Below are 13,732 nucleotides of genomic sequence, written 5' to 3'. Positions count from 1 at the left end.
AACTGTTTGCACACCGACCGCACAGCTGTCGTGCGATCAGGTGCGCATTGACTTGCAGTGGCTACTATAGCTGTAGAGTCCCGAAAAATGGGATTTCGACAAAGCCTTCATACGGTCTGCTGTACCGATTTGCCGGCGCGACCGCAGGATGGCTCGTGGTCGCACCGGAAATGACTTCAGCAGACCGTATCAGACCACCTCTGTGAGCCCCATCGTTTATAATCCGAACGCTGGTACGTGCGTTCATGTATGACGTTTCTGTTTCGCGATCATTCGTCGCACAGCACTTTCTCACGGTGCCCGATCCCGGTCCCGAAGGCGACCTCCACTCCCACCATTACACGCTCGAGGTGACGGTCAGTGCACCCGAACTCGATGAGTACGGGTACGTCGTCGACATCGACGACCTATCGGCTGCCGTCGACACCGCCGTCAAGGCGTATCGTGACCAAACGCTCAACGACTGTCCCGCTTTCGAGGGGTTGAATCCAAGCCTCGAGCACTTCACACGTGTCGTCGCCGATCACCTGCTCGAGGACGATCGACTCTCGACGGAGACGGCGACCAGCATCCGGATCGCGATGGACGAAGACGACGTCGCTCGGGTGGGCCACGAGCGCGATCTCTCCGGGACCGAGTGACATCAGAACGGAATCATGCACGTTGGACTCGTCGTTTACGGCAGCCTCGAGGAGACCTCTGGCGGCTTTCGGTACGATAGACGCCTCGTCTCCCACCTCGAGCGCCGCGGCGACGACGTCGAGGTGATCGCGCTCCCCTGGCGATCGTATCGGCGACACCTGCTTGACGGCGTCTCCCGATCCATCCGCAAGCGCCTCGATCGGCCGTTCGACGTCCTCCTCCAAGACGAACTCTGTCACCCGTCACTGTGGCGGCACAACGACCGACTCGAGCAACCCGAGACGATCGTCTCGCTCGTCCACCTGCTTCGGTCGGGCCACCCTGGCAGTCAGTTGCGGCCGTGGCAGTTCGTTGAGACGGCCATCGAACGCCGCTATCTCGAGGGTGTCGACGCCGCGGTCTGTACGAGCAAAGACACGCGCGTCCGGACGGACTCACTCGCCGACCTCCCGACGCTCGTCGCACCGCCTGGCGGACGAGTCGAAGGGGCCGCCGTCGACGCCGAGACAGTCACAGCGCGTGCGCGAACGGCTGGCCCCCTTCGAATCACGTTCCTTGGAAACGTGATCCCGCGAAAGGGCGTGCTGACGCTGCTCGAGGCACTCGAACAGGTCGACTGCGCATGGGAGCTCACCGTGGCCGGGAGTCTTACGGCCAATCCGGCATATGCCGACTCGGCCGTTGCGTTCGCGGATAACTGTGAAATGGACGATCGTGTCGCGTTCGCCGGCGAGGTCACCGACGCTGCGCTCGAATCACTCCTCGAGCGAAGTCACGTCCTCGCGGTGCCATCGACGTACGAGGGGTTCGGAATGGTCTACCTCGAGGCGATGGAGTACGGCGTCGTCCCGGTCGCGAGCGCCGTCGGCGGCGCACGCGAGTTCGTCGACGACGAACAGAACGGGTTTCTCGTGGAGCCAGCAAAACCGGATGCCATCGCAACCGCCATCGAACGTCTCGGAACCGACCGAGACGAACTCGCAGCGCTGGGGGTAAACGCCCTCGAGACGGCCGCCGCACATCCGACCTGGGAGGAGACGATGAGCCGTGTTCGAACGTTTCTGCTCGAGCAAGCCGGGAAGCAACGACGAAACCGCCACGCTGGAAAACGGGTGAGGACGAGAGCGAAGCCGGAGAGCGAACAGATCGACGGAGACCATGCATGACGACGTTTCAGGCATATCTCGAGGCGAAACGGTCAGTCGACGACCGTGCGCTGAACGACCGCGTCTTTCAAGCGTTTGTCGACGGTCTCGCTGATCTCGAAGAAACACACGAAGGGCCGATTCGAATTGTCGAAATCGGCGGCGGAATTGGGTCGATGGTCGCTCGGCTCGCGGAACGGACTGTCTTGCCGTCGGATGTTCAGTACAAAGTCATCGACCTCGACGAGGACTCCATCGACCACGCCCGCGAACGCCTGCCAACGTGGCTTGCCGATGCTGGATACACAGTCAATCGAACGCAGACCGGGCTCGTCGCTCGTTCGGAAGGGCGGGACGGGGTGGCAGACGATGCAAGCGACGGGGCCGAACTCGAGGTAATCCTCGAGACGGGCGATGCCTTCGCTACCCGCAACGACTGCACGGCGGTCGATGTCGTGATCGGCGCAGCCGTTTTCGACCTCGTCAATCTCGACCGGGCACTCTCGTGGGTTTCCTCGGTGCTCAAACCCGATGGCCTCGTCTATGCACCACTGACATTCGACGGTGCAACCGGATTCACTCCACCAGACTCCTTCGACGGCCGACTCGAGCGATACTACCATCGCCACATGGACGACATTCGCGACGAACCAGGTGGAAGTCGAGCCGGCAGGGAGCTAGTCGGAGCCCTCGATGCCGACAAACACCCGTTCGAGGTGTGCGCCGTCGGCGGCTCAGACTGGGTTCTCCGGCCGCACGATCGTACTGCGGCCGTCGCCAGGGGCGAACGGACTGTGATTCGACACCTACTCGAGACGATCGATGACGCGCTCGCAGACTATCCCGCAGACCAACTCGATCCAAAAGCGCGACGACGATGGCTCGAGCGACGATACAACGAACTCGAGGCCGGTGAACTCACCGTTTTGGCCCATCACCTCGACGTACTAGGTCGTGTCCAACCCACAGACTGACGTGCCATGGGTTCAGTGAACAGATGTCTGAAAATAAAAACTCAACAGATCTGTGTGTCGAGTTTTGGAGTTGGTGATCAGTCGAGTACCACCAGCCAAACGTGCGCTTCAGAGCTATCACCGAAGTAGTACTATCAGGTGCAGGGAAAAGAGTGACCCGTGGCCGAACGGATCTGTTAGATAATGGGTCGTACATCATCCACGGCTTGGGAGTACAAAGTCATCGAGCCACCGACAGAGTTGACGAAGCGTGAATCGACAAATCCCGAAACGCGACTCAATGAACTGGGTGCCGATGGATGGCGACTCGTCGAGACCGTCTCGTACGACGGCGGCGGGACGAAGTTTCTGATCTTCGAGCGACCGCTCGAGGACTGACCCACGAGTCACACGATGAGGGATCTATCATCCGACAATACAATGCGAGAGCGGGCCGCCGAGAACCGCTACAAACTCTGGGTACTACTCAATATGAATCGGTGGCTGCTCACCGGCGTGCTGGCTGCCGGTATTTTCTTCGCGTTGATGCTCTGGGGTATGTCGACCCTACCGTCAACACAGCGGGTACTGTTGACGACGGATTGGGTCAAGATGTCGTTTCAAGCGTTGATCGGGGCGCTCATCACGGGGACCACGCTCGTCGTCTCGATCAACCAGCTGGTTCTCTCCCAAGAGATCGGACCACTCGGCAGCCAGCGCCGACGGATGGATCTCGCGATGGACTTCTACAAGAACACCGACGATTTACTCGACTTTCCGAGCCCCGCAAATCCCGCCCTGTTCCTCAAGGAACTCATCGACGCGACCAGCGACCGGGCCCGCGCGTTCGAGGACGCAGTTCAGCACACCGATGATGAGGATCTCCGAGCACAGACTGAGGAGTATGTCGACGACCTCCTCGAGAACGCACAGGTGGCGACAGAGGATCTGGAGGGCGCCGAGTTCGGAACCTTTGCCGTCATGAACGCGGCGTTGAACTACAACTACGATCGGAAGATGTACGATCTCCGCTGGCTGTTGGACGAGTACGAGGAGAGCCTCACGAGCGAGCAGCACGATGCAGGGATGAGCACGCTAACGGCGCTTACGATGTACGGACCCGCTCGAGAGTATATCAAGACGCTCTACTTTCAGTGGTCGCTCGTCAAGCTCTCACAGGGGATTTTGTATCTCGCAGTGCCAGCACTCGTCGTCGCCGGTGGAATGGTGATGCTCGTCGATGCGCATACGTTCACCGGCTTTCTCCTCGGAATTGATATCCGGCTATGGGTGATCTGTGCCGCCTACACGATCTGTGTACTCCCATTTTTGCTGTTCGTCTCGTACATTCTCCGCTTGGCGACGATCGCGAAGCGAACGTCTGCTATGGGTCCGCTTGTGCTCCGCGGAGACTAAGTTCGCAAAGCGTCTCGCCCCGTTTTCACAATAAAATCACCGGTGGACTCAAGGTGGTGTCGAAACATCTCTTTGAGAAGGAGGTATATTGATGGAGATTCCCGACGATTTACGAAGCGTCTTCAGTGCTGAAGTGACAGAACAACACGATTCGTTCGTTATCGAAGTTCCAGAGCGTGAGGTCGCAATCGGAGACGTTCAAGATGGCGAAGTGTATCGCGTTGCGCTGCTTGCGACCGAGACGACAGCACCAGCCGACACTGAACAGAGACAGACGAAAGAGCGGCAGACACAGCAAAGAGAACAGACACAGAAACGAGAGACACAGGAGCGAGGGTTCTCAGGACCCCCTGTTGGGGAAGGTGACACGCGAACCGTGGATATCGAAAGTATCGGAGAGCAAGGCGATGGTATCGCCCGCGTTGAACGGGGATACGTCGTCATCGTTCCTGAGACCGAGAAAGGGGAACGCGTGACCATAGAGATCACTGACGTGAAAGAAAACGTGGCTTTTGGCGAGGTTGTTGAACGCGAAGAGTACTACGAATGAAAGCCTCCCCACGGTGAACAACGCGGTTTCCTCCGTGGGAGTTACAGTCGGCCTGAATGACGGTACCAGTATTGTGATCAGATGGATGTCAGTACGTTCCGAATATTTACGCACAATGCCCATAGAGGGTGCGTATGAACATCAATGAAGCAATTGTTGACTGTCTGGTAGCTAACAGTATCGACACGCTGTTTGGCATTCCCGGGAAGCAGTCGCTTCCACTGAACGAGAGCATCGACGAGCGTGACGATATCGAGTTCGTCATGGCGCGCCACGAGACGGCTGTCTCACATCAGGCGTGGGGGTACGCGGAAACGAGCGGGAAGATGGCCGCAACGGTCGTGATCCCCGGGCCGGGCGATATGAACGCGATGAACGGGCTGAAGAACGCGCTCAACGACTGCACGCCGCTGCTTCACATTGCCGTCGAGACCGAACCCGAAATTCGCGGCGGCGACGGCATCCACGAGACACCACCGGATACCTACGACAACGTCGTCAAAGAGAATATCACCGTCAAGACGCCCCAAAGTACGGTCGCTGAACTCCAGCGCGGTATCGACGCCGCACTGACGGCTCCAATGGGGCCCGTCCGCATCGGCATCCCGAAGAACTTCCTGAAGATGGACACTGAGGTCGCCGAACCCGGCGAGATTGAACGCCAGTCGTTCAGCGACGTTCCCGCGACGAAAGTCGAACAGGCGGCCGACCTGCTCGCGGATGCGTCCGCGCCGGTCATCATCGCCGGCGGCGGCATCCGTGCCTCCGGTGCGAGCGACGAACTACGAGCCGTTGCCGAGCGCCTCGAGGCCCCAGTCGTCCTCACCTACAAGGGGAAAGCAGTGTTTCCCGACGATCACGACCTCGCTGGCGGCGTCCTCTGCGGTGGGACTGGCACAGCACAGAAAGAGCTCATCGCCGACTCCGACGCCGCGCTCGGCGTTGGCACCGACCTCGATGCGGTTACCATGCAGAACTGGTCGATCGACGTCCCCGACGAGCTCGTCCACGTGACTCTCGACGCCGACGACATCGGAACAGGCTACGATCCAGCAGTCGGGATCGTCGCCGACGCCGCGGCCACGCTCGAGACACTCGACGGGGCGCTTTCCGACCGCGCTCTCGCCAGCGAGGGCGGCCCACAGCGAGCACGCGAGACGCGCGACGCCATCGACGCCCGACTCACAGAGTTGCGCGAGGTGACGGAAGCGCCGCTGACATCAGTCAGCGCGCTTGAGGCGATCCGTGAGGGAACGCCTCGAGATGCGGTCGTCGCCGTCGACGCCGGCGGCTTCCGCCTCTGGACCCTGCTGACGTTCCCGACGTACGACCCGCGAAACTACGTCAACCCGGGATCGTGGGCGACGATGGGCTCGGGACTCCCCTCGGCGATCGGGGCGAAGAAGGCGAATCCCGATCAGAACGTCGTGGCACTCACCGGCGACGGTGGCTTGCTGATGTGCATTCACGAGCTCCACACACTCGCGGGCGAGGAGATCGACGTGACGGTGGTCGTACTGAACAACAGCGACTATGCGATCATCAGCGAGGAGGCGAGTCGCAGCTACCGGATGGATCCGGGTGAGTACGGCTGGGAGTCCGCGCCGGTGTCGTACACGACAGTTGCCGACGGCCTCGGAATCGACACCATGCGTGCCGAAACGACCGACGACGTCGCTGCGACGGTTACCGAAGCCATCGAGAGCAATGGGCCAACACTCGTTGAGATCCCAACCGATCCGTACGAGCCACAGTCGAGCGTCCTGATGAACGAGTGATGTCTGTCGGACTCACTGTGGAAGCCGCCCCGTCAATGCCTCGCTTGCCGGTGCGAACGAGATCGTCGAGCCGAGGCCTCGCTCTTGTGCCCGCTCGTAGAGCATATACGCTGCTGCGGTCGTCTCGATCCCCGTGCCGCCGCTGTCGAACACGGTGATTTCATCGTCGCTCGTCCGGCCCGGTGCGGTTCCAGCGACGACTTCGCCAAGATCGCCGTGGATGTGGTCCTCGGTGACGACGCCATCCTCGAGCGCTGCGAGAAACGCACCGGCGTCGAAGGTTGCACGCGCTCGAAGATCCGGCACGTAGGTCGCCCGTTCGACCGTCGTCGTATCGATCTCGCGGCTGCCCTCTTGATACTGGCCCATCGCCGTCACGTGCATGCCAGGCTCGAGATCGTCGCCGTCGAAGACGGGCTCGCTCGATTTCGTTGCCGTAATGACGACGTCCGCGCCCTCGAGTGCAGCCACACTCGAGTCGACGGCGTGGACATTGGCCTCGAGTTGCTCGTCGAACTCGCTCGCGAACGTCTCCCGGTTCTCGGGGGTGGGCGAGAAGACGCGTACGTCCTCGAAGTCGCGCACGGTCGCGGTCGTGTTGACCTGACCACGAGCCTGCGAGCCGCTGCCGATGACGGCGAGCGTCGCTGCATCATCGCGTGCGAGTTCGTCGACGGCGACGGCACCGGCGGCACCGGTCTTGAACGGATTCATGCTCGCCCCGTCGAGGACAGCGAGCGGTTCACCGCTTTCGGCGTCGAACAGCGGCGTCATGAACCAGGCGTTGCCCGCACCGAAGCCGGCGGTGTACATGTAGCCACCGACCGCGCCAGTTTCCGGGAGCAAGGCGGCGTAGCTCGTGAACATTCCGTCAGGATCCGACCGGAAGAACTTCTGGCGTGGGTAGGCTGGTGCCCCCTCACCGACCTGACGGTAGCCGTCCCTGACAGCGTCGACGTACTCAGTGGGTGTCGCAAGGCCTTCGATTTCGTCACTGGTGAGAAAAAGCGTGTCTGTCATAGGCAGTCATTCACACTCGAGATGGAAAAAGACCGCCGCTGTCGTCACTCGAGTCAACAGCCTCCACTAGCACCGGAGACGACGGTTTCCAGTGGGATCCGACGACATCCCAATCCAGTTCATTCTCCGACCCGGCTTGTCCGGCACTGCGAATTCGTCCAGCATATACAATTTGTTACTATATTTTGAGATTATTAAACAATCCCCCAAACGCCATTTTCGAGTTTTTCAGAAGCTATGAGCCTTGAATTGGAAATACACAGTTCACTGGATTTTTTACGGACATATGGGTGTAAGACAGATTGTCACAGCACCGTCTGCCTCGAGACATGCCGTTCGGGAGCCGAACGCGAGATAGAGGTCAGGCACTCACATCGTCAGTGGCCCCGTAGCCACCGTTGATCCGAACATACAGGCCAAACGAGAGCGCAGCGCCGATCAACGCGAACACGGAGAGCATCGCGAAAAACGCCATCAACTGGAACGAACCGAGCACGAAGCCGCCGAGTGCGATACTGGCCGATCCGAAGCCGAACTCGCCGAGATACGTGTAGCCATAGGAGAGGCCACGCGTGTCGGCCGGTGTGTGGACAGCGACGGCTTCCTGATAGAACGGCTGGATGGCAAAGAGGAAAAAGCCGATCACACCACAGAGGGCAAGCAGTGGAACCAGCCCCAGCGACGTAACGGGGACGAACACCAGTGCAAGCACAGCGAGAACGACGAAAATACCCATCAGACCACGCTCGGCAGCGAGGCGGTTAGTGAGCTTTCCGCCGGCATACTGGCCGGCCATCCCCACGACGAGCAAGCCGACGTAGATGTAGTCTGCCGGTTGGATCCCGTCGAATCCAGCACCGATGGTGATCCCATCCATAACGGGCAATCCGTGGAGGATCTCAGGCAGATACGTGAGCATGCCGCGGTAGAACAGTCCCTCGAAGGTGACGATAACGAAGACGACGGCGAACGCGCTCGCAAAGAGCGTTCGGGAGTTCGAAACGAGGTCCGCAAGCGACAGCTCTTCGTCCGGCCCCGCATCAACGTCAGCTTCGACTGCCGCTGTCGGATCGAAATCCGCTTGCAAGCCGTACAGTGCGGCGAGAACGCCCGGAACAGCGAGAATCGCAGCGACGTACTGCCACTCGAGGAAAATCAAGAGCGTGGCAGCCACGAACGGACCGAGCGCGATCCCGACGTTCCCCGCGATGCCGTGCCAGGCGAAGACAGTTCCCCGTTCATCGACGCCGGTGCTGATGAGTGCGAGACCGGCAGGATGGTAGATACTCGCTGCAATACCCCAGAGAACGAGTCCAACAGCGATGGCGTAAATCGAGTCAGCGATCGAAGCGAGTGCAAGGATAATGAACGAGCCACTCATGCCGAGGAGACAGAGCAAGATCAGTCGTTTCGTTCCGTATCGATCGGCGAGGATGCCACCAGGGAGAGCACCGAGACCAAATGGTGCATACCCAAGTGCGACGATAATTCCAAGCAATGCGACGGAGACGTCGAATTCCGCGAGCCAGACGACGAGAAAAATCGGAATCGAGGTTTCGAACCAGTGGACGAGCGAGTGGCCCGCCATGGTGAACCCAGCGATCGACCGGTCGTTCGTGTTGAGCCCCATATATGCGTACTTGTAGCGCAGTAGGTACAGACGGATCGTGAAACTACTTATCTATTCGGATGCTGGTCGTTACCATTAGTTTTCGATCTGCCCGAGGAGACCGCCCCCATCGGCATCGATTTCGAGAGCGGTGACATGCTGTTGTACGCCGAGTACCGTCGCCGGAGCAGCATCGTAGCCGGTTGAGACACGGACATTTTGCTGACCCGGAGACGACCCCGTCACTCGCAGTCGGCCGAGCCGCTAGCAATCGAATGGGGAACGCTTTTGATTGTTATTAGAGAGCATTACACATGCAAGTTGCAGTGCTTGGAGCTGGGAGCATGGGCCATGGAATCGCACAGGTGTCCGCGATGGCTGGCCACGATGTCGTGTTGCGAGACATCGAGGCTGAGTTCGTCGAGGACGGCCTCGAGGAGATTCACACCACGCTTCAGGGTGGTGTCGACCGGGACAAAATCACTGCAGCCGAGATGGACGCCGCCCTCGAGCGTATCGACGGGACGACCGATCTCGAGGCGGCCGTCACGGATGCCGACCTCGTCATCGAGGCCGTTCCAGAGGATATGGACCTCAAACAGGACGTGTTCGCGGATGTCGAGGCGACCACGGATGAGGAGACCGTTATCGCCTCGAACACGTCTTCGCTGTCTGTCACGGAGATGGCTAGCGTCCTCGACCATCCCGAACGCGCCATCGGACTGCACTTTTTCAATCCGCCGCATCTCATGGATCTCGTCGAAATCGTCGTCGCCGAACAGACCGATGAGCGAACGGAGACGTTCGCCGTCGACTACGTAAAGAAACTCGACAAAGCCGACGTCATCGTCCGCGATACGGCCGGCTTTGCGTCCTCACGACTCGGGATTGCCCTCGGCCTCGAGGCGATCCGGATGGTCGATCACGGCGTTGCCAGCCCAGCCGACATCGATACGTCCATGTCGATCGGTTATGCTCACCCGATGGGCCCACTCGAGTTGACCGACCACGTCGGCCTCGACGTACGCCTGCAGATCGCCGAATATCTCCGAAAGGAGCTTGGCGAGCGGTTCAAACCACCTCAATCCTTACGCCGGAAGGTCAGAGCAGGCAAGCTCGGGAAGAAGACTGGCGAGGGCTACTACGTCTGGGAGGACGGCAACCGTGTCGGCATGAGCGGCGAATGGGGTGAGGACGATGAGTGAACTCACGGATGAGTACGAGTTGCTCTCGGTCGAGATTGGCGAGCACACCGAGCGCGTCGCGACGGTCGCCATCAAGCGCCCGGACGTCCGCAACGCACTCAACGATCAGGTTCGGACGGAGCTCAAAGACGCCGTCGCCGCGGCCGAATCGGACGACAACGTGCGCGTCCTCGTGCTCACGGGTGGTGAGGGAACTGGTGCATTTGTTGCTGGTGCCGACGTTACCGAGTTCAAAGATCGCGGCGTGGTTGAACAGCGAAACGCCAGCAAGCGCCCCCGGATCTACGAAGCCATCGACAACGCCTCAATCCCAGTCATCGCCCGGATCAATGGCCACACGCTGGGTGGTGGCTGCGAGCTCGCGATGGCCTGTGACGTCCGGATCGCCAAGACAGGATCGAAACTCGGCCAGCCCGAGATCAATTTGGGTCTCATCCCCGGTGGCGGCGGGACCCAGCGCCTTCCCCGACTCGTCGGCGAGGGGCAGGCGATGAAACTGATCCTCTCCGGCGAACTCATCGACGCCACAGAAGCCGACGAGATTGGTCTCGTCGACGAAGTCCACGACGAAGACGAACTCGACGCTCGCGTCTACGACCTCGCCGAATCGATGGCTACAAAGAGCCCGATCGCTCTCGAGTTCGTCAAAAAGGGCGTGAAAGCGAGTTCTCGGATGGGGCTTGAAGAAGGACTCGAATACGAAGCCGAACTGTTCGTCCAGTTGTTTGCAACTGAGGACAAAGACGAAGGAATTGACGCCTTTCTCGAGAGTCGGAGTCCTGAGTTCACGGGAAAATGAGAGACATATTTTGGGAAATTATTAGATTTGATAAGGGATTTATTCACCAGACATACTGGTGCACTATATGGCAAAACTCAGCAAACGGTGCAAAGAGCATCTCGAGTCGGCACTAGAGACGGACGACCCATCCGAGAAAGATTTCCACATTCGACAGGTACTGCAAGCGTGCGGTGTCGACAACATCCCTAGAGAGTGAACCGCCTCGGAGTCACGTGGTTCGAGGCGCGGAGCGGCTCGTCACTAAGCAGGATCAGAGATCCCGCAAGGTCCGCGAACCCTTTGGGTTCGCTTGATCACGAAAATCTTCGATTTTCGAACGAACCCGAGGCACTCGGACTGCTCCGCCTGTAGAACGCAGAGCAACCACGAAGAAACCACTCCATGGCAGAGAGCGATCCGACTTGTCAATCTAAATATCTGCTGTTACAAAGGTGGTCTCACACCCCTATCGATTTGTTTTGGCCTCCGAGTGTGGGTCGGTGGTCGAGAGCGAACAGATCGCAGTGATTTCGCTGTGGAGCTGACTTAAGTATAGAAATAAGCCGAAAACCACCACCAGGGATAGAGGTAAAACAAATCGATAGAGGTGGGTCCGATGTTTGTGAGATTGATTGATGGAGATGAAAAGAAAGACTGTCGAGTGATATTTATCGCCAATCGTCCCTCGCTCGAGTCACTCCAGAACAAATCGATAGGGGTGTGTTCTATTCTAGTTCTAGACTAGAAAGCTAGAAGAAAGAAGGTGTCTATTCTAACCATCGCTCTCGTCGAGCCAGCGCTCTCGGATCGTCTGTTTCCGGTCACCCCTCTTTTCTCCCGAACAAATCGATAGGGGTGTGAGTGTGTCCATGAACTCCCTCGAGATCGAGCCTCGAGGCGCTTGGCCTCCGTTCCCGTGAAACAAGTCGTTGTGGGTTCTAGACTCTCTCGAAATAATTGCCTGGGATCTAGTCTTCAGACTCTCTTTCGACCAATCTCAAATCGATGGGGGAAGATTTTAGTCTCTTGGTTGAGAGTCCAATCATATGCCAAAGGATCCCGATTCTAACACACCCTCCACACAGACGGGTTCTATCAAGGATCTTATTCTCGAGCAAGAGGAATCTGCGAGTCTTATCCGAAATCGCTCCCTTCTCGAGCCAAATGAGATCGTCGACGAAGACCGGATCGTTGGCCGAGATTTCCAACTCACCGAGATCACCCAGCATCTCCGCGTTGCTATCAACGGCGAACGGCCACCGAATCTCTTTCTTTATGGCCCATCGGGAACGGGAAAGTCGCTGATTATCAACGCTGTCTGCCAGAATATCCTCGAACTCTGTGAGAGCCGGGACATTCGCTTTGGCGTGATTCACATGAACTGCCAGAACGTCGGGACGCTGGGCTCTGCAGTTTATGAACTGGCTCGAAAGGTTTCGAACGACGCTGGCGTCCCTGTCGAAGTCCCGGAACATGGTATTCCGACGAAAAAGAAGTGGCGCGAACTGTATCGATTGATCGATGAACACTACGACACTGTCGTGTTCGTTCTCGACGAACTCGATATGCTCGTTGGGCGGCGAGATATTGATGAACCCGCTTTCTCTCGACTGCTGTATCAACTCTCACGCGCTGGCAGCTCCGATGAAACAAGAGCGAACGTTTCGGTGACGGCGATCACGAACGATGCAACGATGATGGGAAACGTCGGGAGTCGAGCAGTGAGTTCGTTCACTCCTGAAGACGTTCATTTCAACGACTATGATGCCAACCAGCTCCGCGAAATTCTCTATCACCGAACAGATGCCTTCTACGAAGATGCGCTGAGCGATGACGTGATTCCACTTGCAGCCGCCTTCGCTGCTCAGACACACGGTGATGCACGGAAGGCGATCGATCTCATGCGAACGGCTGGGTCACTTGCAGAGCGCCAAGGGGCCGATCAGGTCTCCGAAAACCACGTCCGAGAAGCACAGGACAAAGTCGAGAAAAACCGTGTCCTCGAGGTCACACGTGGAATCAGCACGCAGAAGAAACTGTGTCTGTTGGCAACGGCGGCGGTTGCCCGTCAGACGGGGACTGGGACGGCAAAAAGCCCCAACGGGTATACGGTCTACCAGTATCTCACCGATACGCTCGATGTTGATCAGTACCATCAGGAGACGTATGTGAACAAAATGAAAGAACTCACGACGTACTCTCTGGTCGAGTCCAAACGAAAAAGCCAGGGCCCCCACTCTGGGAGCTATCTCGAGTTTTCTTTCGGTGAGAACCCAGCGACGATTCTCGATACGCTTCGTGAGGACTCACGGTTCAACGATGTCCATGATGATGAACTCCGTTCGGTGGTCAAAGCCCAGCTCCGAAAAGAATCTCAGTGAGTGAGAAAAACAAATCGATAGGGGTGTGAACCTGTCAATTTCGACCATTTTGAACAAATCGATAGGGGTGTGCGGCCGAAATCCGGTGTGGTGAAAACAAATCGATAGAGGTGTGTGTGGCTGAGATCGCCCGAACACGAAACAAATCGATAGGGGTGTGTGGATGTGTGACGATAACCGCCATGGCAGCACTTATCGCGTGGCCACTCACTCAATCGTGGCGGCAGGGCTTCGACGTTGCTCCACATCTCC

At 58.4% G+C, this 13,732-nt stretch carries 12 protein-coding genes; 10 read left to right on the top strand and 2 right to left on the bottom strand.

The annotated features are described in order from the left end of the window. The first annotated feature begins 245 nt into the window (after positions 1–245). From DV706_RS17665 to DV706_RS17635, 7 genes are all read left to right on the top strand, one after another. Positions 246–641 carry a 6-pyruvoyl trahydropterin synthase family protein gene (locus tag DV706_RS17665; RefSeq protein ID WP_006066960.1) on the top strand — a complete coding sequence of 132 codons (396 nt, stop codon included), beginning with the start codon at positions 246–248 and terminating at the stop codon, positions 639–641. Between the two features lie 15 nt (positions 642–656). Then, complete coding sequence (locus tag DV706_RS17660) at positions 657–1,808, top strand: glycosyltransferase family 4 protein (RefSeq protein ID WP_006066961.1); 1,152 nt, start codon at positions 657–659, stop codon at positions 1,806–1,808. Then, positions 1,805–2,761, top strand: coding sequence for a methyltransferase domain-containing protein (locus tag DV706_RS17655; RefSeq protein ID WP_006066962.1), 957 nt, complete (start codon positions 1,805–1,807; stop codon positions 2,759–2,761). Before DV706_RS17660 ends, DV706_RS17655 begins: the two co-directional genes overlap by 4 nt. Positions 2,762–2,944: 183 nt before the next feature. Further along, positions 2,945–3,139 carry a DUF4177 domain-containing protein gene (locus DV706_RS17650; RefSeq protein ID WP_006066963.1) on the top strand — a complete coding sequence of 65 codons (195 nt, stop codon included), beginning with the start codon at positions 2,945–2,947 and terminating at the stop codon, positions 3,137–3,139. Between the two features lie 15 nt (positions 3,140–3,154). Continuing rightward, on the top strand, positions 3,155–4,156 hold the full coding sequence (locus DV706_RS17645) for a hypothetical protein (RefSeq protein WP_049889874.1): 1,002 nt from the start codon (positions 3,155–3,157) through the stop codon (positions 4,154–4,156). Between the two features lie 91 nt (positions 4,157–4,247). Next, positions 4,248–4,706, top strand: a complete 459-nt coding sequence (locus DV706_RS17640) for a TRAM domain-containing protein (RefSeq protein ID WP_006066965.1) — start codon at positions 4,248–4,250, stop codon at positions 4,704–4,706. A 134-nt stretch (positions 4,707–4,840) separates the two neighbouring features. After that, the gene (locus tag DV706_RS17635; protein WP_136350947.1) at positions 4,841–6,484 is read left to right on the top strand and encodes a thiamine pyrophosphate-binding protein; all 1,644 of its coding nucleotides are present in this window, start codon (positions 4,841–4,843) and stop codon (positions 6,482–6,484) included. Between the two features lie 12 nt (positions 6,485–6,496). Here the strand turns inward: DV706_RS17635 and DV706_RS17630 are convergent, their stop codons facing one another. Both DV706_RS17630 and DV706_RS17625 read right to left on the bottom strand, forming a co-directional pair. Next, a complete protein-coding gene (locus DV706_RS17630) occupies positions 6,497–7,504 on the bottom strand; it encodes an ornithine cyclodeaminase family protein (protein WP_006066967.1) in 1,008 nt (335 codons plus the stop codon). Positions 7,505–7,865: 361 nt separating this feature from the next. Further along, positions 7,866–9,134 carry an MFS transporter gene (locus tag DV706_RS17625; RefSeq protein ID WP_006066968.1) on the bottom strand — a complete coding sequence of 423 codons (1,269 nt, stop codon included), beginning with the start codon at positions 9,132–9,134 and terminating at the stop codon, positions 7,866–7,868. Positions 9,135–9,427: 293 nt separating this feature from the next. Between DV706_RS17625 and DV706_RS17620 the strand changes: the two genes are divergently transcribed. From DV706_RS17620 to DV706_RS17610, 3 genes are all read left to right on the top strand, one after another. Beyond that, positions 9,428–10,318: a 3-hydroxyacyl-CoA dehydrogenase family protein gene (locus tag DV706_RS17620; RefSeq protein WP_136350946.1), complete on the top strand. Its 891-nt coding sequence runs from the start codon at positions 9,428–9,430 to the stop codon at positions 10,316–10,318. Beyond that, complete coding sequence (locus tag DV706_RS17615; protein ID WP_006066970.1) at positions 10,311–11,117, top strand: enoyl-CoA hydratase/isomerase family protein; 807 nt, start codon at positions 10,311–10,313, stop codon at positions 11,115–11,117. The genes DV706_RS17620 and DV706_RS17615 overlap by 8 nt, the downstream gene beginning before the upstream one ends. Before the next feature lie 1,028 nt (positions 11,118–12,145). Next, positions 12,146–13,480, top strand: coding sequence for an orc1/cdc6 family replication initiation protein (locus tag DV706_RS17610; RefSeq protein ID WP_006066971.1), 1,335 nt, complete (start codon positions 12,146–12,148; stop codon positions 13,478–13,480). Positions 13,481–13,732: the final 252 nt, after the last annotated feature.

This window comes from Natronorubrum bangense, from assembly GCF_004799645.1.
Lineage (GTDB): Archaea > Halobacteriota > Halobacteria > Halobacteriales > Natrialbaceae > Natronorubrum > Natronorubrum bangense.
Note: the sequence above shows the minus strand (reverse complement) of the source record. Positions and strands in the feature narration are given on the sequence as shown.